The 23,141-nt window shown below is 53.3% G+C and carries 18 protein-coding genes and 1 riboswitch; of the genes, 5 read left to right on the forward strand and 13 right to left on the reverse strand.

The window, feature by feature from the left end:
- Window positions 1–553: 553 nt before the first annotated feature.
- From MKZ24_RS27335 to MKZ24_RS27345, 3 genes are all read right to left on the reverse strand, one after another.
- Window positions 554–4,369 (reverse strand): carbohydrate binding domain-containing protein, encoded by a 3,816-nt coding sequence (locus tag MKZ24_RS27335; RefSeq protein ID WP_052416199.1) that lies wholly within the window; start codon window positions 4,367–4,369, stop codon window positions 554–556.
- Window positions 4,370–4,457: 88 nt separating this feature from the next.
- Window positions 4,458–7,439: a carbohydrate binding domain-containing protein gene (locus tag MKZ24_RS27340; RefSeq protein WP_340788676.1), complete on the reverse strand. Its 2,982-nt coding sequence runs from the start codon at window positions 7,437–7,439 to the stop codon at window positions 4,458–4,460.
- 398 nt (window positions 7,440–7,837) lie between these two features.
- Window positions 7,838–9,541 (reverse strand): fumarate hydratase, encoded by a 1,704-nt coding sequence (locus tag MKZ24_RS27345; RefSeq protein ID WP_042242075.1) that lies wholly within the window; start codon window positions 9,539–9,541, stop codon window positions 7,838–7,840.
- 104 nt (window positions 9,542–9,645) lie between these two features.
- On the opposite strand from MKZ24_RS27345, the gene yfbR reads away from it, so the two are divergent.
- Window positions 9,646–10,272 (forward strand): 5'-deoxynucleotidase, encoded by a 627-nt coding sequence (yfbR, locus tag MKZ24_RS27350; RefSeq protein WP_081956451.1) that lies wholly within the window; start codon window positions 9,646–9,648, stop codon window positions 10,270–10,272.
- Window positions 10,273–10,370: 98 nt separating this feature from the next.
- Here the strand turns inward: yfbR and thiH are convergent, their stop codons facing one another.
- The 5 genes from thiH to MKZ24_RS27375 form a co-directional block, all read right to left on the reverse strand.
- The gene (gene thiH, locus MKZ24_RS27355) at window positions 10,371–11,492 is read right to left on the reverse strand and encodes a 2-iminoacetate synthase ThiH (protein ID WP_042234670.1); all 1,122 of its coding nucleotides are present in this window, start codon (window positions 11,490–11,492) and stop codon (window positions 10,371–10,373) included.
- 31 nt (window positions 11,493–11,523) lie between these two features.
- A complete protein-coding gene (locus MKZ24_RS27360; protein WP_042234667.1) occupies window positions 11,524–12,288 on the reverse strand; it encodes a thiazole synthase in 765 nt (254 codons plus the stop codon).
- 83 nt (window positions 12,289–12,371) lie between these two features.
- A complete protein-coding gene (thiS, locus tag MKZ24_RS27365; protein WP_042234665.1) occupies window positions 12,372–12,575 on the reverse strand; it encodes a sulfur carrier protein ThiS in 204 nt (67 codons plus the stop codon).
- Window positions 12,572–13,234 (reverse strand): thiamine phosphate synthase, encoded by a 663-nt coding sequence (locus MKZ24_RS27370; protein WP_340788680.1) that lies wholly within the window; start codon window positions 13,232–13,234, stop codon window positions 12,572–12,574. Before MKZ24_RS27370 ends, thiS begins: the two co-directional genes overlap by 4 nt.
- A gap of 113 nt (window positions 13,235–13,347) precedes the next feature.
- A riboswitch (TPP riboswitch) is annotated at window positions 13,348–13,450 on the reverse strand.
- A gap of 195 nt (window positions 13,451–13,645) precedes the next feature.
- The gene (locus tag MKZ24_RS27375; RefSeq protein WP_042234663.1) at window positions 13,646–14,518 is read right to left on the reverse strand and encodes an SDR family oxidoreductase; all 873 of its coding nucleotides are present in this window, start codon (window positions 14,516–14,518) and stop codon (window positions 13,646–13,648) included.
- Between the two features lie 208 nt (window positions 14,519–14,726).
- Here MKZ24_RS27375 and MKZ24_RS27380 point away from each other — a divergent pair, with 208 nt between their 5' ends.
- Complete coding sequence (locus MKZ24_RS27380; protein ID WP_042234659.1) at window positions 14,727–15,155, forward strand: NUDIX hydrolase; 429 nt, start codon at window positions 14,727–14,729, stop codon at window positions 15,153–15,155.
- Window positions 15,156–15,258: 103 nt separating this feature from the next.
- Window positions 15,259–16,413 (forward strand): amidohydrolase family protein, encoded by a 1,155-nt coding sequence (locus MKZ24_RS27385; protein ID WP_042234657.1) that lies wholly within the window; start codon window positions 15,259–15,261, stop codon window positions 16,411–16,413.
- 50 nt (window positions 16,414–16,463) lie between these two features.
- Here MKZ24_RS27385 and MKZ24_RS27390 read toward each other — a convergent pair whose 3' ends face one another.
- The 5 genes from MKZ24_RS27390 to MKZ24_RS27410 all read right to left on the reverse strand — a co-directional run bounded on the left by MKZ24_RS27390 (window position 16,464) and on the right by MKZ24_RS27410 (window position 20,965).
- Window positions 16,464–16,637: a hypothetical protein gene (locus tag MKZ24_RS27390; protein ID WP_156123062.1), complete on the reverse strand. Its 174-nt coding sequence runs from the start codon at window positions 16,635–16,637 to the stop codon at window positions 16,464–16,466.
- 176 nt (window positions 16,638–16,813) lie between these two features.
- On the reverse strand, window positions 16,814–17,239 hold the full coding sequence (locus MKZ24_RS27395) for a hypothetical protein (protein ID WP_042234652.1): 426 nt from the start codon (window positions 17,237–17,239) through the stop codon (window positions 16,814–16,816).
- 95 nt (window positions 17,240–17,334) lie between these two features.
- Entirely contained in the window at window positions 17,335–18,276 is a 942-nt protein-coding gene (mdh, locus tag MKZ24_RS27400; protein ID WP_042234650.1) for a malate dehydrogenase, read from the reverse strand.
- 165 nt (window positions 18,277–18,441) lie between these two features.
- The gene (icd, locus tag MKZ24_RS27405; protein ID WP_042234648.1) at window positions 18,442–19,737 is read right to left on the reverse strand and encodes an NADP-dependent isocitrate dehydrogenase; all 1,296 of its coding nucleotides are present in this window, start codon (window positions 19,735–19,737) and stop codon (window positions 18,442–18,444) included.
- Between the two features lie 115 nt (window positions 19,738–19,852).
- Window positions 19,853–20,965 carry a citrate/2-methylcitrate synthase gene (locus MKZ24_RS27410; RefSeq protein WP_042234646.1) on the reverse strand — a complete coding sequence of 371 codons (1,113 nt, stop codon included), beginning with the start codon at window positions 20,963–20,965 and terminating at the stop codon, window positions 19,853–19,855.
- 389 nt (window positions 20,966–21,354) lie between these two features.
- Here MKZ24_RS27410 and ytvI point away from each other — a divergent pair, with 389 nt between their 5' ends.
- Both ytvI and MKZ24_RS27420 read left to right on the forward strand, forming a co-directional pair.
- The gene (gene ytvI, locus MKZ24_RS27415) at window positions 21,355–22,470 is read left to right on the forward strand and encodes a sporulation integral membrane protein YtvI (protein ID WP_042234643.1); all 1,116 of its coding nucleotides are present in this window, start codon (window positions 21,355–21,357) and stop codon (window positions 22,468–22,470) included.
- Between the two features lie 188 nt (window positions 22,471–22,658).
- Window positions 22,659–23,102, forward strand: a complete 444-nt coding sequence (locus MKZ24_RS27420) for a hypothetical protein (protein ID WP_340788692.1) — start codon at window positions 22,659–22,661, stop codon at window positions 23,100–23,102.
- The last annotated feature ends 39 nt before the right edge of the window (window positions 23,103–23,141 follow it).

The following is a 23,141-nucleotide window of genomic DNA, read 5'->3' on the forward strand; positions in this document are numbered from 1 at the left end:
TAATAGAAAAAAGAAATCGCCCCTTTTAAATGGCTGGACCACACACCATTTAAAAGGAGCTATTCTTTTAACACACATTATAGTCTATAGATCAATATTCTTCCTTTAAATGGTATTAACCAGCACAAATACCAATGCAACCGCTTATTGTAGCTCAGACTAGATAGGTTTTTATAAAATCCTGCATAAAATACAACATTTTCTCTATTATATTGGTCCAAATACCAAATTGTTGTACCAAATACAGCATTTCTCCTTCTCAAAGAAGTTTTGTGGAAGGATTGTTGTATTTCATACAACAATCCTTCCACACATCCAGATATCTAGGGATCAAAGTTGTAAAACGTACAACAATTATGCCTGCAGAGCTTCTTCAGAGTCTAATTCTGCCGGTAACGAATCAGGTGTGAAGAAAGAAATGAAATATTGCGCGCTAATCCCACCAGCGATTACTGGCAACTTGTGGGGTTGTTAACTAAAGTGTAGTTAGGAGAGAGCATTTTCGCTTCTAATAGTTAAACCAACTTTTGGTGTAAGCACGGAATGCAGCCAGTTACTGATCCTTCCAGCGCTGCACGGTCAGGTTGGCGGTCTGTGCGCCGCCCGCCGGCGTGAGCGCACGGTTCGCAATATCTGCTCCACCGGATGAGGTCTCTACCGTAGCCCAGCTGCCGCGCGTCAGCTTATACGTCACTGCTGTCCCTGCCGGAAGGCTCAGGGTGATGGAATAGACTCCGTCACTGCCCTTGGTCAGCAGGTATGCGGGGTCAGCCGCATTCCAGCTGTTGAACGACCCGGTCAGATAGATAGGCCCGCTCGCTGGAGTGGTGGCCGGAACAGTGACCCGGAAGGTCACGCTGTCCGCTCGAGGTTCTCCGGTGGTAAGACTTCCCCCCACAAGGCTTGAGCTGCCCGCGCCAAAGTGATAATTGCTGCCGCCATTGCTGTCCCAGGTTCCGCTGCCGTTATTGAACGCTGCAGTAAGTCCGGTCGCGGTTCCGAGCTCGATGGTAATCGCTTTGTAGCCGCTGAATGTGGATGCCTGCATCTGCACGCCCGGCGAGGTCGTCCAGGTGCTTGCCCCATCCAGCTTGTAATGGATATAAGAGTTGGTATAGGCCGTATTCTTGTAGTAGATTGTCGCTGTATTCCCTACCGGAGTGGCGGTTGGCACCGGGGTTGCGGTCGGTGTAACCGTTGGTGTCGCGGTCGGTGTGGCTGTTGGTGTTGCGGTTGGCGTTGGTGCCGCTGTCGGCGTAGCCGTTGGCACCGCGGTCGGTGTGGCTGTTGGTGTTGCGGTTGGCGTTGGTACCGCTGTCGGCGTAGCCGTTGGCACCGCTGTCGGCGTAACCGTTGGCGTGGCGGTCGGCGTGGCCGTCGGAACATCCGGGGCGCCCGCCTGGATTTGCCCGGTAGGGGTATAGGTCCAGGTGCCGGTGCCGAACAGATAATTGCTGCCGCCGTTACTGTCCCAAGTACCGCTGCCGTTATTGAAGCAGGCTTCCAGCTGGGTGGCGGAGCCGATATTGATCGTGATTTTGTTATAGCCCGCCATTTCAGCCGCAGGAATCGCTACGCCCGGCGCAGTCGTCCAGGTACCCGCAACCGGACGGTAGTGAATGTACGGTGTGGTGTAGCCCTTCTTGTAATAGATCGTCACATTATTCCCCGCCGGTGTTGTGGCGGATGCAAGCGCACTCAGTCCGGACAGATTGCCCGAAGCATCATAAGCTTTGACCTTGTATTCATACGTCGTAGAGGAGGACAAGCCGCTGTCTGTATACGAAGCAGACGGTGATGTACCGATCTTGATGCCATCGCGATAGATCTCATAACCTGTCACACGGATATTATCGGTAGCTGCATTCCATGTCAGCAAGGCCGAGGAGGCATTGACCACAGCTGCCTGAAGATTAGCCGGCACAGACGGGGCTTCCGTGTCCGGAACTGCAGGCACATCGGTAATAAACGGATGCGTGCCCTCAACGGTTCCCTGCATGCTCTCAGTATATTTTCCGTTTGCCAATGTATATTTTCCTGCTCCGACGTAGACCTGCTGGATATCGCTTTTCGTTACATTACCCTTAGCGTCTTTGGCTTCAATATAGTAGTCCACCAGCTGGTCACGATAATCCGAGATATAACTGAAATACAGATTGCCGATGTCCTTAGCCGGAACCTTCTGCATGATCGCCTTGCTGCTTGGCTGCCAGTCGACCCCGTTGATATCCGTGCTGAGATCGCGGACTGTCATCGGGTATTCCGTCCAGGCACCGACCTTGGCAGGGTCAATATTGGATATTCCTGCTGCAGCCAGGCCCGCCGGGTCATAGACCTTGAAAGTATTGTCCGCAGCATCTGCCGTCTTGTCGCGGTGTGCCCGGACCTTCACCTTGATATCGCTGATTCCGCTGGTGTCGAAAGCGTAGGTATAGATGGAGAACACATTATTGAAATGCTGCAGCGTCCAGCCTTCAGCCTTGCTGACATTGGCGCTGCCCGGATTGTACGGGTAACGCTGCGGCCACCATACGGAGGGGCCGGTTTTGTCTTTGGCCAGCTTTTGTGTAACATAAGGCTTGGAGAAATACAGCGATTGATTGAAGGACAGTGCCGGCTTCACGCTGTCATCCACATTCTCATCGTAATACCCGAAGCCGGAGTCCATCGCCGGGAGCAGGAAATACCAGGCCAATTCAGCCGGATTGGCGCCGCCGGCATAATCGCTTGCGGTGTTCCCTTTTACCGGATAGGAGATCATCCAAGGGTTGAGCTGATTGCCCTCGTAAGTCACCTCACGGTCAATCGGATTAACCGGCTTCCAGTAATTCGGATGCTCATCCAGCCAGATCTGCTCGGCTGTCTTGGCATAATTCAGGGAAGCCTGCAGCAAGGCGAAGTTACGCTCCAGATAATGGTAACCCTTCTCGAAGGATACGGTCATGCCTTCTTCGACACCGGACAGATTCTTCTTCGGCGCATAAGAGGTGCCGTTCACCTGATTGAAGCTGGCAAACTGGCTTTTCCAGATGCCGAACGGCAGATGCCAGTGGTACCAGGTCGGATCAGAGGAGGAATCCCGGGTATCAATCCATGAGCCGTCCTGAACATGGACAACATCGGAGGCTGCTGGTGTATTATTGCGCAGATACTCGTCAATCCCCATTCCGGTTACACCGCTGCTGGCATAGGTGACATTCCCGGCATTGCGCCAGGTCTCCTCGGAGCCGGCCCTACCCGAAGAATTATCCCCGTCATGAGCCACCACAAAAATCTGCTTCTGCGCGACCAGATTCTCATACGGCTTAAGCACATCCGCTTTTACCTGGCCCAAATATCCTTCTTCCCATGACTGCGCCTGTGCAACCGGAACGCCGACCACTTTGGATTCTGCCCCGGTTGCCGGGTCCACATAGCGGACCCAATGGGCTGTGGAGGCAAAAGGATACTTGTTATAGACAACCTGCTGCTCGTTGAACATCGGTTCATTTACCCAGGAGCCTACAGTGCTGACATTCTGCAGATCACTGCGGTTGGGCGGTGAGACCATCGTATCCGTGCCGGGACTGTTCAGCAGCGGATAGTCCTTAAGCGTGCGGGAAAAATGGTTGTTGCCGATAACGGACCACTGGATGCCCAGCTTTTGAAGGACGGGGATTATCCGTTCAGAGAAACCCAGCTCTGTCGGGAAAAACCCTTTAGAGGACTTATAGCTGCTTCCGAGAAAATAAGGCTGAGCCAATGTGGCTCCATGATAGATCATATCCTTGAGCAAATAGTCGTTGCCGACCAGCGGACCCATGGAGTGATGTCCGGAGAAATGGATCAGATCAAGCATGTTGCTGCCATTTGTTGTTTTGAGCTGATCAACGGCGCTCTTCCAGGGGGCACCCCAAGCTGGATTACTGTATCCGCTTACATTACCCTGCTGAATAATACTATTCACGTTATTTACAACCGAGCCGGACATTGTAACATGCATCTGTGCCTGGGGATAATTGCTGTGCAGCGTATTCGCCACGCTCCAGGGCCAGGTTAAGTACGCTCCTGTCTTCGCGTGATGTGAATAATAGGAGACCAGATCATCATGCGGCATCGGGGAGCCGTTCGGCAAATAATAGGTATATCCCGCAGGCGGGTTCTGCTTCAACTGGATGACTTCACCATCATACGTATAGCGGATCGGACTTCCTGCCGGGGCAGCGTTATAGGAGTTCAAATCATAGTACGCCCAGAAATTCGGCATATGGTTATGGTACACATGCGTAGCGGCAATATCTGCCGAGACATTAGTGGCTGCTGCCGGGATCATCAGAAGCACACCAAGCAGCAGGGCTGTGATTTTGCGCCAATACCGGGATGCTCTCATCAGCTTACAACTCCTCTCTCTTCAACCACATCAGCTTATTCAAAAGAACGGGGGCGCCGGAATTCATCCTTCGCCCCCCTGTCATTCCCTATTGATCCTTCCAGCGCTGCACGGTCAGGTTGACGGTCTGTGCGCCGCCCGCCGGCGTGAGCGCTCGGTTCGCAATATCTGCTCCACCGGATGAGGTCTCTACCGTAGCCCAGCTGCCGCGCGTCAGCTTATACGTCACTGCTGTCCCTGCCGGAAGGCTCAGGGTGATGGAATAGACTCCGTCACTGCCCTTGGTCAGCAGATATGCGGGGTCAGCCGCATTCCAGCTGTTGAACGACCCGGTCAGATAGACAGGCCCGCTCGCTGGAGTGGTGGCCGGAACAGTGACCCGGAAGGTCACGCTGTCCGCCTGAGGTTCTCCGGTGGTAAGACTTCCCCCCACAAGGCTTGAGCTGCCCGCGCCAAAGTGATAATTGCTGCCGCCATTGCTGTCCCAGGTTCCGCTGCCGTTATTGAACGCTGCAGTAAGTCCGGTCGCGGTTCCGAGCTCGATGGTAATCGCTTTGTAGCCGCTGAATGTGGATGCCTGCATCTGCACGCCCGGCGAGGTCGTCCAGGTGCTTGCCCCATCCAGCTTGTAATGGATATAAGAGTTGGTATAGGCCGTATTCTTGTAGTAGATCGTCGCTGTATTCCCTACCGGAGTGGCGGTTGGCACAGGGGTTGCTGTCGGTGTAACCGTTGGTGTCGCGGTCGGTGTGGCTGTTGGTGTTGCGGTTGGCGTTGGTGTCGCGGTCGATGTAGCTGTTGGTGTTGCGGTCGGCGTTGGCGTCACCGTTGGTGTCGCAGTCGGCCCGGCCGGCCCCCCTGCCTGGATCGTTCCTGTCGGAATATACGTCCACGTGCCCGTTCCGAACAGATAATTGCTGCCGCCGTTGCTGTCCCAGGTGCCGCTGCCGTTGTTGAAGCAGGCTTCCAGCTGGGTGGCTGCACCGATATTGATGGTGATTTTGTTGTAACCTGCCACTTCAGCCGCAGGAATCGCTACACCCGGCGCAGTCGTCCAGGTGCCCGCAGCCGGGCGGTAATGGATATAAGGTGTGGTGTAGCCCTGCTTGTAATAGATCGTCACACTATTTCCGGCAGGCGTGACGATCAGGGCAGCTGCACTGAAAGCCGACAGATTGGCGGCGGCGTCATACGCTTTTATTGTATACGAGTAGTTTGTACTGCCAGACAAGCCGTTGTCTGTGTAAGAGGTAGTTGCCGAGGTTCCAATCTTGACTCCATTACGGTAAATCTCGTACCCTGTAACTCCGGCATTATCCGTGGAAGCTGACCAGCTTACAATCGCACTGGATGCATTCTGCACAGTGGCTGTTACATTCGTTGGTACAGTCGGAGCCTGAGTATCCACAATAGGCTGTGTCTTCGAATAGATTTTGGCGGAATTCGCACCAAGAGTAACCGTAATCTGTTTGCCGGTCGCGCCGCCTGATTGCACGGTTACCGTGTCAGAGGTGTTCAACTGGTTAATCAGTACCGTCCCTACAGTAAGAGTGCTCTCAGCGCGCAGCGGAATCGTAACCGTCTGCGACCCGCCCGAAGCATTACTGAATGCGGAGATGACTTCCTGTCCCACATGGGTCCCGCTGTCAATCCGGCGGGAGAACGCGTACAGATTCTGGGCAGACCACATTTCACGCTGGGTGCCGGTGCGCAGCGCAGGATTATTTTTGCGGATTTCGTTAAGCTTGGCTACATGCTTGTAGGTGCTGGCGTTCTCATTGAAATAATTCTCCACCACGTTGCCGCTTGCATCACGCTTCACCATGGACCAGCGGTTCCATGTATCGGCAATGCCGCCAGTCATGATCTGGCCGTTCCCGTTGCCTTTGTTCTGTTCTGTCCCCTGGAACACCACCGGGGTTCCGCGCACAGTGAAGATGAAGGACAAGGCATTCTGCAGCTTCTCTACACTGCCTCCGGCTTCTGTCAGGAAACGGTTGCGGTCATGATTATCAATGAAGGTAACCATATGATTCGCATTGCCGTTGTAATAGGAATCGAGAGCCAGTGTACTCTTAACATTAGAATCGAAGGATTGTCCGTAAGCAAAGCTGTTCAAGACAGAGAAGAATAGCGGGAAATCGAGCATGCCCCACTCCTTGCTGCTGCCAACCCAGCGGGAGACAAATTCGGCATTGCCGTCAAAATTCTCTCCGAAGGTGTTCACGCCCAGCAGCGTCTGCAGCTCCCCGATATCCGTCGGCTTCATCAGCTTGGCGGCATCAACGCGGGCACCATCCGCACCTGTATAATCAAACCAGCCTTTAATCGAGCTGAAGATGGCCTGCTTGGCGGCAGGAACATCGAAGTCGATATCATCCAGTCCGCCCAGATCGTGATTCTCCAAATAATCCTGGGCCCACTGATCATATCGTCCGTCTGCCAGCGACCAGTTGATATCCCCGTTATGGTGATACCAGGCCGGATTATTGAAAGGGGCTACCGGCTGCAATGCCGGGATATCATAATAAGCCTGGGTTCCCAGCATATAATCGCCGATATGGTTCGGAACCACGTCGATGATGACCTTGATTCCGAGCGCATGCGCTGAATCAACCAGCTCTTTAAGCTTCTCTTTTGTACCGAAATAAGGGTTGGCCGCATTAGGGTCTTTGACATTGTATCCGTGGTAAGCTGTGTTCTTCCCTGTTCCGTTATTCTCCCGGTTAGTCATCTGCGGTTCGGCAACCGGAGAGATCCAGATCGCCGTATAGCCCATATTATGAATATAGGGGAGCTTATTGATAACTCCCTGCCAGTCTCCACCCTTCATATAGCGGAAATCCTCTTCAGAGGTCTCCCCATAGCGGATGGCGGCTCCTGTGGCATTATTGGAGGAGTCTCCGTCATTGAAACGGTCAACCATAATCTGATAAATCGTGTCATTCTCTGTAACCGTGCCGATACTGGCCGCTTCAACCTTAACTGGAGGCAGAACAAATAAATTCATCGTGATCGAAAGAACCATAGATGTGATAAGGACGGGGATAAGCCAATGTTTACGTTTCATTCTTCATCTCCCTCTCATAAATGCATATGCACAACACTTTCTAACAAAAAGAACAAGCTACCGTCTAGAGCCTCATCTTACTCACTTCAGGGAAACCGGTTTCCCCACTAAAAATTAACATGGACTTGTATACGCTGTCAAGACTTATAAATTGTTCTTTCTCAGAACCCGTATCCCATATAGGATAACGACTCTGCAATACGCAAAAAATTCCCCGTTTAGCATCAGCGAGCAGCATGATCCTCCGGAACAGGTACCGGTTTCGATTTTTTTCATAGACAGCACCGCAAAAAGACCTCTTTCAACCAAACGAAAGAGGTCTCACTATCACTGAATAAATATACTATTTGATTCATATCATCCAACAAATCACTGTCACAGGGAGATTGCTAAGCTGTTTATTTAAATACCGGCTCCCGGAACTGGGCCAGCTTGGCCGCGGAATCCTTCTCCACATCGGCATGCAGGCTGTTGCCATGCGCATCCATGGTGACGATTGCAGCGAATCCGTCCACCTGCAGATGCCACATGGCCTCCGGAATTCCGAACTCCATGAAATCAACCGCGTTAACCTTCTTAATGCATTCTGCATAGTACTGGGCCGCACCGCCAATGGCGTTGAGATAGACGCCGCCGTGTTCGCCTAATGCCTTCAACGTTTTCGGGCCCATCCCGCCTTTGCCGATTACGGCACGGATGCCGAATTTCTTAATGATATCGCCTTGATAAGGCTCCTCGCGGATGCTGGTGGTCGGACCTGCAGCCTTCACATGCCAGCCCTCCTCATCCTTCAGCATGACCGGGCCACAGTGATAGATGACCGCACCGTTCAAGTCCACGGGGGCGTCGTGATCCATCAGATATTTGTGCAGGGCATCGCGGCCGGTGTGCATCTCGCCGGAGAGAATAACTACATCACCAACGCGCAGGCTGCGGATATCCTCCTCGCTGATCGGTGTGGTCAGGCGGATTTCGCGCGAACCACCCGATGCGGCAGAGCCTGCGGCAGCAGGTTCGATTTCCTTGCCGTTACCGGGGACAACAGCATCAGAAGCAGCTTCCCCAGTTCCTGACAAGATAGCCGGAGCCGCAGGAATCGTTGCATCCTCTGGAATCATGCCCTGCGAAACACCATCAGCAGCAGAGACCGCTACCGGTTCAGCTACTTGCACTAAAGCCTCTTCCCCATCAACAGAAATACCTGTGCCGCTCTCATAGAGCCATTCCTTAATGTCCCCGGTTGCCGGATTCACCAGTATCCCCTGACGGCGGAAGGCCCAGCAATTATAAGCTACCGAGACAAAGAAGCTCGCCGGCAGACGGTTCATAACTCCGATTTTGCAGCCTAACAGCGTAACTTCACCGCCGAAGCCCATCGTGCCGATCCCGAGCTTGTTGGCATTCTCCATGATGTAATCTTCCAGCTTGCCCAGATCTTGGGTGGGATTCACATCCTCGACCTTGCGGAACAGCTGCTTCTTCGCCAGCTCATAACCCGTTGTACGGTCACCGCCGATGCCTACGCCAATGAAACCTGCACTGCAGCCCTGGCCCTGCGCCTGATAGACCGAATGAAGAATACATTTGCGAATGCCGTCTAGATCTCGTCCGGCTTTGCCCAGACCCTCCAGCTCTGCCGGGAGACTGTACTGAATATTCTTATTCTCGCAGCCGCCGCCCTTCAGAATGAGCCTTACATCAATGCCTTCCTCTTCCCACTGCTCGAAATGAATCACCGGCGTGCCTGGACCCAGATTGTCCCCGCTGTTCTCGCCTGTAAGGGAATCTACGGAATTGGGCCGCAGCTTGCCGTTCTTCGTCGCCCGGATTATCGCGCTATGAATATCCTTCTTCATCTCTATCTGATTCACGCCAACCGGCGTATGAATTATAAAAGTCGGCATCCCTGTATCCTGGCAAATCGGCGATACCTGGAGCTCGGCCATGCCGATATTCTGGGCAATCGTGGTCAGTGCCAGTCCGGAACGGGTCGCCCGGTCTTCCAGCGCACGCCCTTTAGCAACCGCCCGGCGTACATCACCCGGCAAATTCGTGGAGGTCTCTACGATCAGATTATAAATGCTGTCTTCAAAATGCTGCATCTTCATTCAGTCTCCTCTCCATCTGTTTCAAGCTGCCCTAACTCTGTTACAATTAGTTATTATCATATCATATTAAGCCGCTCATGAAAGGGGTTACTTAAAAATTGAACTACCATTTCTCTGCCTATCTCTACCGGCTGCAATATATCCAGCGCTGGAGCCTCATGCGCAGCACCGCCCCGGAGAACGTGGCGCAGCATTCGTTCCAGGTGGCCCTGCTGGCGCACATGCTGTGCACCATCGGCAATGTCCACTTCGGCCGGTCGCTGAACGCCGACCGCGCATCCACAATGGCGTTGTTCCACGACGCCACCGAGGTATTCACCGGCGACATCGCCACGCCGGTGAAGCATAACAACCCGCGGCTGCTGTCCAGCTTCCGCGAGATGGAGCGGGTCGCCGCTGAACGCCTCGCGGCGATGATCCCGCCGGAGCTGAGCGCAGTCTATGCGCCGCTCCTGCAGCCGCAGGACAGCCCGCCCGGCTCTGAGGATGCCGGACTGCTGCGCTACGTCAAGGCGGCGGATGTGCTCGACGCATATCTGAAATGCGTCTGGGAAACCGCCGCAGGCAACCGCGAATTCGCGGCCGCCCGGGAGCAGACAGGCGCGAAGCTGCACGGGCTTGCCCTGCCGGAGTTGGAGTATTTCCTAACTCATATGGCTCCGGGGTTTGAGCTGTCGCTGGACGAGCTGTCTTCAAGAATGCGCCCGGAGAAGCCAGCCGACTAGCCGGAGACCGTGCGGCCGCTTGAAGAATGCAGCATCGTACGGACCGCTTCGCCCAACAATGCAAATAACCCGCCGTGAGGCGGGTTATTTGCATCCAGTTAAGGCATGGCTAAAGGCTCATCCAGGATGTCCCAGTCCTTGAACACCGGCTGCAGCCCTTTTGTCTCTAGCATCTCCTTAATCTCATGCACGCTGCGGTTGTCCGAGATTTCAAACTGCGGAGTCCCGCCTTCCAGGGAATGTCCGCCTACTTCGGTGGATACCCCTGCAGACATCTTGGTGATGCCGAGATGGACCAGATGATCGCGCAGGGCTGCCGGCTCCCGCGTGGACAGTGAAATACCGGAACGCGGCAGAAACAGGCGGTAGGCCAGTATAATCTGCACCAGTGCACGGTCGGTTACATCACTCTCTGGATTAAATTCCCCCAGGTACGGCCGAAAACGGGGAATGGACAAACCGATTTCGCACTCCGGATACTTGTCCTGCAAATACCTGGCGTGCAGTGCAGTCGCGAGAGCCTCCTGACGCCATTCGTACATTCCCAGCAGGGCTCCGATATTTACCGAGCGGAATCCGGCCAGGCAGCCGCGCTCGGGCGCATCCAGACGGTTGCGGTACACCCGCTTGGGGCCCTTCACATGCAGCTTGCGGTAGGTTTCCTGATGATAGACCTCCTGATACAGCGTCAGACCGTCTACTCCTGCCTGTCTGAGGTCAGCGTATTCTTTGGTAGTGAGCGGATTCACTTCAATGCTGACTGAAGAGAAATAGCCGCGGAGCACCTCCACGCAGTCTTTCACGTAATTGGCCGGACTTTGATTCCGGGATTCTCCGGTCAGAATCAGAATGTGGCGCAGCCCTGTGGCTGCGATCGTTTCCGCTTCCCGCCGGACCTCCTCCAGTGTCAGTTTTTTGCGCGGAAAATCATAGATAGAGCTAAAGCTGCAGTAGGTACAATGGTTGACGCAGAAATCAGCCACATACATCGGTGTAAACAGCTGCATCACATGACCGAATTGAGCACGTGTCAGTCTATGCGCCTTCTGCGCCATCTCTTCCAGGTAAGGCTCTGCTGCCGGTGACAGCAATGCCATCAGCCCGTCCTCGTCCAACTGCTCCAGACGAAGTGCCCGCTTCACATCGAGCGCAGTATACTGCTTCCATACCCCCTCATAGGAATGCTTGTCCATCCGGTTCAGCCTATCATAAAAGCTCATGTCCTTCCTCCCTCTTCTTAAACAGCATCAGTCAGGCCAGAAATCCGGTCAGCGGCGAAGAAGCTGCGGCTGTCTCTTCCACCGGACCCAGCCCGGCCAGATAGGCCTTCCGCCCCGCCGACACCGCTTCGCGGAATGCCTCCGCCATCAGCTGCGGGTCCCGGGCGGTGGCAATTGCCGTGTTCAGCAGCACAGCGGCTGCGCCCATTTCCATCGCCTCAGCAGCTTCGGAGGGTCTGCCAATACCAGCATCCACGATGATGGGCAGACCCGTTTCTGATATCAGAATCCGGATCAGCTCCTTGGTCTGCAGCCCGCGGTTAGAGCCGATTGGCGCTCCCAGCGGCATGACGGCTGCAGCTCCGGCCGCCTTCAGCCGGAGTGCGGCTGACAGATCAGGACTCATGTAGGGCAGAACAACGAAACCCTCAGCAGCTAAGATTTCCGTGGCTCTGATCGTCTCGGTATTATCAGGCAGCAGATATTTCTGATCATTGATAACCTCAATCTTCACCCAGTCTCCCAGCCCCGCTGACCTTGCCAGCCTGGCAATGCGTACCGCTTCCTCTGCGGTGCGTGCACCAGAGGTATTGGGCAGCAGGGTCATGTGGGAAGGAATATGGCTGATGATATTCTCCTTGCTCTCCGGATCTACCCGGCGCAGGGCAACCGTAATAACCTGTGATCCCGAGCGGGCAATCACTTCGGGAATAAGGGTGTTGCGGCTGTATTTTCCGGTCCCGATGAACAGTCTGCTCGTTATAGTAACTCCTCCAATTACCAATGGATCTTGCATCATATCGCCTCCTGTGATAAGTCACTGCCTTAAGCTAAATTACGTATCTGCATTGTTCCGTCTGCTGCGCGTGCAAGGCCCGCCTAGCCTCCGCCGACAAAATGAACCAGTTCAACATGGTCCCCCTCATCCAGAAAGGTATCTCCATAAGCATCCCTGCCGACAATCTCACCATTCAGCTCCACAATAACCAGCTTCCCGGTCCACTCCGGGCGGGCCAGAAGATCAGCCAGAGTCCGGCAGCTCTCTTCATACCTTCCGCTGCGTCCGTTAACAGTCAAATTCATTCCTGTTCACCTCCTTTGCCCGGTGCGGGGGCTTCATTCAGGACTTCAGCACACGCTGCGGCCTGAACGGATGATCTGTAGGCCTCAGCGGCGCCAGCAGGGTCCGTCGCTCCGCATATCCCGGACATTACGGCTATTCCGGCAGCACCCTTTGACAGAACTGACCTGGTATTGCCCGGTGTGATGCCTCCGATGGCAATCAACGGTATACTGCTGCAGCGGACGGCCACTTCCAACTGCGCCAGGCCCCGTTCCCGCTGTCCGGGCTTGCAGGCCGTGGGGAATACATGTCCATACAGACAGAAGTCCGCTCCCTGCCGTCCAGCGCGTGCCGCTTCCTCCTGGGAATGCACCGACCTGCCCAGCCGCAGGCCCGGGGCAATGCCGCGCGCCCCGGCAGGCGGCAGACTGTGCCAGGCCAATTGGACGCCGGCTGCCCCTGCTGCCAAAGCCACATCTATCCGGTCATTAATGACCAGCTTAGAGGGCGGAACCCCCGCTTGCAGCAACCGCTCTGCGGCAGCCAGAAGCTCCTGTGCGGACAGAGCTTTTTCCCGGAGATGGATATAATCCACCATGGGATGTACAGCAGCAGCCAGTTTGGCATACTGCTCCGGATTCAGCCTCCCGTCCGAGATCAAATGGATTTCTTTCAACACCTTCACCTCCCCCTCTATACGGCATTCCGGAAAATACAAAAAGACCGCCCCCTGTATCAGGAAGCAGTCCGGAATATAAGCAGGAATACCGGGTAAGCCGTTACCCCCGCTGCATTATTCATTCTCCACTTCCCTACGCTGGTATAAACCAGATCAGGTTCAAAGGGTCCGAACAGATATGTTCGTCTCAGCCTTGCGGCACCCCTAGTGATCGTTCATATTCTATTGTTCTTGCAGTTTGTATATTAGCATATTATTCCTGTAAGAGCTATTCTTTAATAGATTCAGTTATTAAATCCAGCAGGTTTAAGCGGCAAAAAAGCCAGCCTTCCGGCTGACTTTTCATCTGTTTGAACCTTTGATGCCTTAAACCTGTATAAACTTATCCGGCTTACAAAGCAGTGCCCATGGTCAGCCGTTAACGATCTCGCCACCGTTCACATGCATGACCTGACCGCTCACATAAGAGGAATCGTCAGAAGCCAGATATACATAGGCCGGCGCCAGCTCTTCCGGCTGTCCCGGACGCTTCATCGGCTGGGTGCCGCCGAATTCACTAACCTTCTTCGCGTCAAACGTAGACGGAATCAGCGGCGTCCAGATCGGTCCCGGTGCTACCGCGTTCACGCGGATACCTTTGTCCGCCAGATTCATCGACAGGGAGCGGGTGAAGCTGAGAATCGCTCCTTTGGTGGACGAATAGTCCAGCAGCTGCGGGCTGCCACGGTACGCCGTAATCGATGTGGTGTTGATGATCGTGGAGCCTTTTTTCAGATGGGGCATCGCTGCCTTGGTCAGATAGAACATGGAGAATATATTCGTCCGGAACGTCCGCTCCAGCTGCTCGGCGGTAATGTCCTCAATCTTATCCTGCGGATGCTGCTCTGCCGCATTGTTAATCAGGATGTCCAGCTTGCCGAGTCCCTCAATGGTTTTATTAATCAGATCCTGACAGAAGGCCTCAACTCCGATATCACCGGAGATCAGAATACACTTCCGCCCCTCCTGCTCCACCTGGCGTTTGGTTTCTTCCGCATCTTCATGCTCATTCAGATAGGATATCACTACATCCGCCCCTTCTTTGGCAAAATGAACGGCGACGGCACGACCGATTCCGCTGTCCCCTCCGGTAATGAGCGCGGCCTTGCCCAGCAGCTTGCCTGCTGCCTTGTAAGCCGAGGTTTCAAACTCCGGAAGCGGGTTCATCTCGCTTTCAATTCCGGGCTGCTGGTCCTGTACCTGTGGAGGCAGGGTTTTGACGGGTTGTTTGCTGGTGTCTGGCATAATCCATTCTCCTTTCGCTGTACCGTTATACTGTTTTACTAATCATGTTAGGATGGCTAAAAGTCTGGTGTTTATGCATCATACTTACCTAGCAAAAAACGCTTTACGTTATTTTACTTACCACATAGGGCAGCCGGCCAAACAGAAAATCTTCAGTCCAACGCGTTCCCCGGTGCATTATAGAGCCTGCAGAAGGAGAGTTATCCTCATGTCCAAAAAATCAAAAACCATCATCGTTGCCGACAAAGGTGTCATCCTGTACCAGGGCAGAATCCTCCTCGTCAAGCGGGCTGCCGCCGATTCTGCAGGTGCCGGAAGCTGGGAATGTGCCGGAGGCAAAATCGAATTCGGTGAAAGCCTGGAGGCTGCACTGGAAAGAGAAATTCTTGAGGAAACCGGACTTTCGTTTACGACAGAACGTATCCTTTACGCGGTAACCCTGCTCACGGACCCTGCAAGACAGGTAGTGATTATCACCTATTTATGCCGTGCAGCCCGTGACGAAATCCAGCTCTCGGAAGAGCATACCGATTACCGCTGGTGCACTTTAAGTGAATTACTCACCCTGCTGACGCCCCAGATTATCACTGACTTTCAGGAACACGGCATTTTTGAGCTGGAAGGGTTGATACGGTAAGTAATGAACGGTTTCTATGAGAATATTATATATATCCGGACATTTTTATATCCTATACTTTCTCTTGGAAGTCTTCAGTCTTCACGGGAGGGTCAGTTCTGCCATGGGAAATGAAAATGAAATTATACGATTGACTAACGCGACGTTAATCGACGGAACCGGGCGTCCGCCGCTGTACAACGCGAGCATTGAAATTGTTAATGGCCGGTTCGGTACGGTTGCCGGGCAAGGGAGCAGCAGGCTGGAGCATAACCCAGTCACGGTGATAGATCTTGAGGGGCTTGTCGTCCTGCCGGGATTTATTCATACCCATGCACACACCGGCTTCAAATTCATTAATAACGAGCCGCTTCACGGGTACCACAAGGAATATTTAGCTGCCTGCCTCTCAGAAGGAATAACCACGATCCGTGACGAGGGGATGACAACTGCAGCAACGCTTGATGACGTGATGGTACATACAAAAGCGCTGGACCGCAGATCTTTTCCCCGAATAATCACAACCGGCAAAGTCTTCACGGCTCCCGGCGGGTATGGCGGGCAGGCCCCTATCGGAGTTGGAAGTGCGGATGAAGCCAGATTGAAGGTCCGCGAGGTATTAGAACAAGGGATACATTGTATCAAAACAGCGCTGGAAGACGGTTATGATCCCGGGACAATCGGACTGCCGCAGCTGAATCAGGAGCTTCTGGAGAGTATCTGCCGGGAAGCCCGGAGCATGGGTGCTTATGTGTCTGCTCATGTAACCAGCTCGCATAACCTTCAGATACTGGTAAATGCGGGAATTAACGATGCTGCGCATATGATTTACGACCGGCTGGACGATGACCTGATCCGGCAAATGGTAGCCTCCAATATCCGGATCGTTCCCACGCTCACTGTAGCGAAGATGTTTCAGGACAAATTCGGCGCTCCGCTGTTAGAACAAGGACAAGATAATGTCCGTAGATTCATCCAGGCTGGCGGAGAGATTGGCCTCGGGGATGATTTTATTGAAGAAATAAGCCCGTGGTACAGGCTTGGAATGCCCTGGGAGGAAATCCGTTTGTTAGGCGAAGCCGGTCTCACCCCGATGCAGATTATCACAGCCGCCACTTCAACCGGTGCGAAGATCTGCAATCTGGCACATGAGATTGGAACAATTGAACCTGGCAAGAAGGCGGATCTGTTTGTGATTGAGGGCGACCCGCTTAAGGATATAGCCAGTCTCCGGAAAGTCAGATTTGTGATGATGGACGGCAGGATCGTATCGAAATAGAGGTATCTCGTTTGATTACAGGCCGCTTTCCACGAGGAAAATGGCCTTTTTTATTTTATATGCCCAGTATGGTTCTCTGCAGTCCTGTCTATAGCTGATCCGCCGCTGCCTTCAATGCAATAATCTTGTTCGCCGCCGTTACCTCCAGCAGGGCCTTCTACGCATCCGTCAGCTACACTTGGCCCGGTTACCTCCACGGAGGCACCTTGTGTTCGATTTTTCACATACATTGTCCCTCCTTTGGCCCATCTTCCGGGGAATTCAGCGGGGGTCCTGAGACAAGAACATATCGTCCTTCAGACGGATCTGATTCAGTGTCATACACAACAAAAAGCCCTGACAGCCTAAGCTGCCAGAGCCTCTGATACTCCCGGTCCTTCCTAATAAATCAGAGCCAGGTTTAAATAAGGCGCCGGTACACCATGAAAAAGATCATGATAACCAGAACGACCATCAGCAGCAGGCTCATGGTCCGGATCTTGGCGGTTTCGGCAGAGACATCACGGTTCTCCCGCATTCCGGCCGCAGCCAGGCGCAGAGGTCTACTCATGATGCCGCCAAGCGCAAACATCGCTAGGAGCAGCACAACTACAACGATCATCCAGGCGACAGAATAGTCACCCTTGGACATCATATAGCCTCCGGTCAACAGCTGGATAACTAGTCCATACTGGGCAAAGCGGTTGAATCCGCCGATGGCACTCAAGGTGCCTTCCTTTGCAGGGGAAGACAGCTTCGCCGTCCCGCTCAGAATAAACGGCAATACCAGATAGAAGCCAAGCGCCAGTGTGCCGATCATATGCAGGAAATAGAAAATACGGTCCATACCAATCTCCTCCGTTTACATTATAGGATTAAGCAGAAGCAAAGTCCCGATTCAGCTTGCAAAAGGGGGCTTCAGCAGCTGCCGGCTAACGTTAGTTACACAGTTACTGCTGATGTGACCGCACGTACAGAATCGGCTGATTTATCCAGAGCCGCCTTCTCTTCTGCCGTAAGCTCCAGCTCGAAGATCTTCTCGATGCCATCTGCACCCAGGAGTGCCGGGATACCCATGAACAAATTATCGTATCCGTATTCACCTTCCAGCAGGGCGATTACCGGAATAATCCGTTTCTTGTCCTTGAGGATTGCTTCCGTCATCTGAACCAGTGACGCTGCAGGCGCATAATAAGCGCTGCCGTTACCCAGCAGGCTGACAATTTCACCGCCGCCGACACGGGTACGCTGCACAATCTCAGCGATGCGTTCCGCTGGGATCAGCGTGTCGATCGGAATACCGCCAACACTGGAATAACGCACAAGCGGAACCATATCATCCCCATGGCCGCCCAGCACGAAACCGCGTACATCTTCAACCGAAACATTAAGCTCCTGGGCGATGAATGTACAGTAACGCGCGGTATCGAGTACGCCGGATTGTCCGATTACGCGATTCTTCGGAAAGCCGAGCGCATTGTAAGCTACATAAGTCATCGCATCGACCGGATTGCTCAGAATGATCACGATAGACTCGGGGGCCACCCGTTTCACGTTCTCGCAGACCGACTTCACGATACCCGCATTGGTGTTGACCAGGTCATCACGGCTCATGCCGGGCTTACGTGCAATCCCTGCCGTAATAATGACGATATCGGAATCGGCTGCATCTTCATAGCTTGAAGTTCCGGTGATCTGGGCATCGAATTTCTGCACAGGCCCGGCTTCCAGCATATCGAGCGCTTTACCCCTGGTCGGATTCTCGAGCTGAGGAATATCGAGCAGCACTACATTGCCAAGCTCCTTCTGGGCAAGCATAAGCGCCGTAGTCGCGCCGGTGAAGCCGGCACCTACGACAGTGATTTTATAACGTTTGATGGCCACAGGAAGACCTCCTAAAGGTTGGATAGCATACACTTCGTTCATTTCACTTCGCAAGACTGCCCCGGAGCATGAACCAATGATGTTGAATGGGCAGGCGGATGCACAAGCATAAGTATAAGCTGCACGTGTGTGCAGCTTATACTTGTTAAATACCGGTTAGTCTGCTTACAGATTGCTGATAATCTCGTCAGCAAAGGCGGAACATTTCAGCTCTGTAGCGCCTTCCATTTGGCGGGCAAAGTCATAAGTAACCGTCTTGTTGTTAATGGCGGTGCTCATTCCCTTGTAGATCAGGTCAGCTGCTTCCTGCCAGCCCAGATGCTCAAGCAGCATAACGCCGGAGAGAATAACCGAACCCGGATTCACAACATCCTTATCCGCATACTTAGGTGCGGTACCATGAGTAGCTTCAAAAATAGCATGTCCCGTAAGATAGTTAATGTTCGCTCCCGGAGCGATACCGATGCCGCCGATTTGCGCAGCCAGTGCGTCGGAGAGGTAATCCCCGTTCAGGTTCAGCGTCGCAATGACATCGAAATCGGTCGGGCGGGTCAATACCTGCTGCAGAGCAATGTCGGCGATAGCGTCCTTGACAATAACTTTGCCGGCTGCTTCAGCTTCCTTCTGGGCAGCATTCGCCGCAGCTTCACCCTCACGTTCCTTGATGACATCATATTGGTTCCAGGTGAAGACCTTGTCGCCGAACTCCTGTTCAGCCACTTCGTAGCCCCAGTTCTTAAATGCGCCTTCGGTGAATTTCATGATATTGCCTTTGTGAACCAGCGTCACACTCTTGCGTCCGTGCTTGATGGCATACTCAACCGCAGAACGTACCAGGCGTTTCGAGCCTTCCTCGGAGACAGGTTTAATGCCGATACCGGAGGTTTCCGGGAAGCGGATCTTGTTCACGCCCATTTCCTTCTGCAGGAACTCGATAACCTTCTTCACTTCAGCGGAACCTTCCTGGTATTCAATTCCGGCATAGATATCTTCAGTATTCTCACGGAAAATAACCATATCCACCAGCTCCGGATGCTTCACCGGTGAAGGAACACCGTCAAAATAACGTACTGGACGCAGACATACATACAGGTCCAGCTCCTGGCGCAGCGCCACATTCAGAGAGCGGATACCGCCTCCGATCGGAGTTGTCAGCGGGCCTTTGATGGCTACAATATACTCGCGGATTGCTTCCAGAGTGTCATTCGGCAGCCATTCACCATATGTATTGAAGGCTTTCTCGCCGGCAAAAACTTCGTACCAGGCAATCTGCTTCGCGCCGCCGTAAGCTTTCTCTACGGCCGCATCCAGCACACGCTTGGAGGCTTTCCAAATGTCACGGCCTGTACCGTCACCCTCGATAAAAGGGATGATCGGCTGATCCGGAACCAGCAGCTTGCCGTCTTCGATTGTAATTTGTTCGCCTTCTGTGGGCAGATCGTACTTTTCCAGTTTCAACATTAGTGGGAATTCCTCCTAAAAGTATGATGTACAAGCAATAATCAATAAGCATTTGCTGCATATATTATAGTTCATTGTACTAAAGGGGTGGAGCGGCCCGCAAGGGGCCGCTTTGTTATCGTTCGTCTACAGGGACGTATTTCATGTCGGACATGCCGGTATATTCGGCGCGCGGCCGGATAATCCGGTTGTCTTCATACTGCTCCAGAATATGCGCAGTCCAGCCCGAGGTCCGGCTGATCGCGAAGATCGGAGTGAATAGCTCCCGCTCAATCCCCAGCTGTGTATAGACGGATGCCGAATAGAAGTCGACATTCGGTTTGAGCCCTTTTTGTCCGGTAATCAGCTCTTCAACCTTGACCGACATGTCATAGAGTGTAGTGTCATTCTTCATCGTGCCCAGCTCATAGGACATCTTCATCAGATGTTTGGCCCGCGGATCGCCGTTCTTGTATACCCGGTGTCCGAAGCCCATAATCTTCTCTCGGCGTTCCAGCTTGCCTTGGATATACGGCTCAACGGCATCAAGCGTGCCGATTTCCTCCAGCATCTTCATCACGGCTTCATTCGCACCGCCATGCAGCGGTCCCTTAAGCGCACCTATAGCCGAAGTAACTCCGGAATAGATATCTGAAAGTGTAGCGACAGTTACCCGCCCGGCAAAAGTAGAAGCATTCAGCTCATGGTCTGCATGCAGCACGAGGGCAGTATCCAGCGCTTTGACGGATATGATATCCGGCTGTTCTCCCCACAGCATGTAGAGGAAGTTCTCGGCGATGGTCAGGCCTTCTTTGGGCGCTACCGGCTCAAGTCCCTTACGGATGCGCGCCAATGCGGCAACCACAGTCGGAATCTGTGCCTGAAGCTTCACAGCTTTGATCTGATTCGCTTCACGGCTCATATCATCCGCAGCCTCGTCGTACAGTGCCAGGGCGGATACGGCAGAGCGCAATGCCGCCATTGTGTTCGCTTCCTTCGGATACAGCTTCATCTGGGCAAGCACCTGATCCGGAATCTGGGCTGAAGCACTCAGGTCGCGGCGCAGCGATTCAAGCTCCGGTACTGTCGGCAGATTGCCGAACCACAGCAAATAAGCAGTCTCCTCAAAGGTCGCATTATCCGCCAGATCATCAATATCATAACCGCGGTAAGTGAGCACTCCATCCACAATGGAGCTAATCGATGAGGTCGTTGCAACGATGCCTTCAAGTCCTTTAGTAGCTGTCATAGTATCTCTCTCCTTTTCCAACAAGGGTATATAATGCTGGTTCAAACCTCATGAAAACATTTACATTTCTAAGTATTTTAATACTCCGCAAAAGGCGTCAGGACAAGAGCTGAAGATTGCAACTATATTTCTGCTGTTTAACCTGTAATAATCATACCGGATTTTGACGGTTATGTGAACAACGTGGGAGCTTTGTAGTGGATCAAATGATTTTATCGGAGAGATAGAAAAAAACTAACGAAAAAACTGTTTCATGATTGCGCTTTCAGGTTAATAGGCTACTCCATTCAACTCTTTTCCGGCCCTGCTAGTCTTTTCGCATGCTCTATGAATATACATAAGACGAGCAGTTATTCCTTGTACACCCGTTAGAGTAGGAGGGACCGGATATCGATACACTTGTGCTCAAAAGAGTGCTGCGCGGCCTGTGGGTCGTGCTTGCTGCCGCCGTGATCCTGCTGGCTGTTTATGTACTGCTTCCGCTCCTCTATCCCCTGCTGCTGGCTTGGCTGCTGGCTTACCTTATACATCCGCTGGTGCTGATCCTGCGGGGCCTGAAGCTCCCGGGCTGGCTGGCAGTGGCCCTCTCACTGCTTTTTTATATTGGAGGTACGGCTCTTGTACTGACCGCGCTGATCACCCGGCTGGTGAAGGAACTCATTGTGCTGCTCCAGACGTTTGACCTCCATACAGACCAATGGCGCGAGCTGCTGCTGAAGGTTAGCCGCAATGCCAGCATTCAGAATATTATTAACCAGATCAACCAGTTTTACCACGACAATCCGGGTTACCATGCCACGATTGACAGCAACATCAGCAGAACTACGGAAACTGTAGGCCACGCCATGACACAGCTGATCACCGGATTCTTCAACATGATTCTTGGGCTGATTTCCTCCCTCCCGAGCCTCGGCACGATTCTGATCGTGATCGTACTGGCCGCCTTCTTCCTCAGCACCGGCTGGGAACGGCATAACGCCAAGCTGCTCTCTCTCCTCCCTGCTCCGCTGCTGCGGCCGGTCTCGGAGATCTGGAAGGACCTGCGCAAGGCGTTGTTCGGCTACCTCCGTGCCCAGCTCGTGCTGATCTCCGTAACTGCGGTGATCGTAATCATCGGCCTGCTGCTGCTGGGCGTAGACTCTGCCTTCGCCATTGGCCTGACCATCGGCATCGTTGATCTGGTGCCTTATCTCGGGGTTGGCATCGTGATCCTCCCCTGGGCGCTGTATTCTTACATGACCGGGAACCTGGCTCTGGCGGTCGGCCTTCTGGTGCTGTATGGCATCATTCTGATCACCCGGCAGGTGCTTGAGCCGAAGGTGCTGGCCAGCAGCATAGGACTGGACCCGCTCGCCATGCTGATCGGCATGTTCGCCGGACTTCAGCTGTTCGGTATGCTGGGCCTGATCCTCGGCCCGGTGCTGCTCGTCATTCTGGACGCGTTCAGCCGGGCCGGCGTGTTCCGCGCGCTGCGCAGCTACATCCTCAGCGGCCGGCTGCATTAACTTTATACGCCAACACCTCACAAGCTCCTTAAATGCCAGTAGAGCAAATATCCGGCTACGGTCTGGACCTCCGTCACCATACACCGAGCCCGTTTGCGCTATCCGCCGCACATTTTATTCGGTTTTCTGTGAAAATACGTCTGGCACTGCGATAAACGCACGGCCTACGCGGCGCACCCAGTCCAATTGTGTTCGGTTTTTCGATTACATTTGGCCTACGCGGCGCACCCAGTCCAATTGTGTTCGGTTTTTCGATTACATTTGGCCTACGCGGTGCACCCAGTCCAATTGTGTTCGGTTTTTCGATTACATTTGGCCTACGCGGTGCACCCAGTCCAATTGTGTTCGGTTTTTCGATTACATTTGGCCTACGCGGTGCACCCAGTCCAATTGTGTTCGGTTTTTCGATTACATTTGGCCTACGCAGTGCACCCAGTCCAATTGTGTTCGGTTTTTCGATTACATTTGGCCTACGCGGTGCACCCAGTCCAATTGTGTTCGGTTTTTCGATTACATTTGGCCTACGCGGTGCACCCAGTCCAATTGTGTTCGGTTTTTCGATTACATTTGGCCTACGCAGTGCACCCAGTCCAATTGTGTTCGGTTTTCCGTTAAAATATGTTAATAAATGAAAAGACGATGTTCTGTTTTTTAGCCACGCTGCTCATTTT

The sequence above is a fragment of the Paenibacillus sp. FSL R7-0297 genome (genome assembly GCF_038009025.1).
Lineage (GTDB): Bacteria > Bacillota > Bacilli > Paenibacillales > Paenibacillaceae > Paenibacillus_AQ.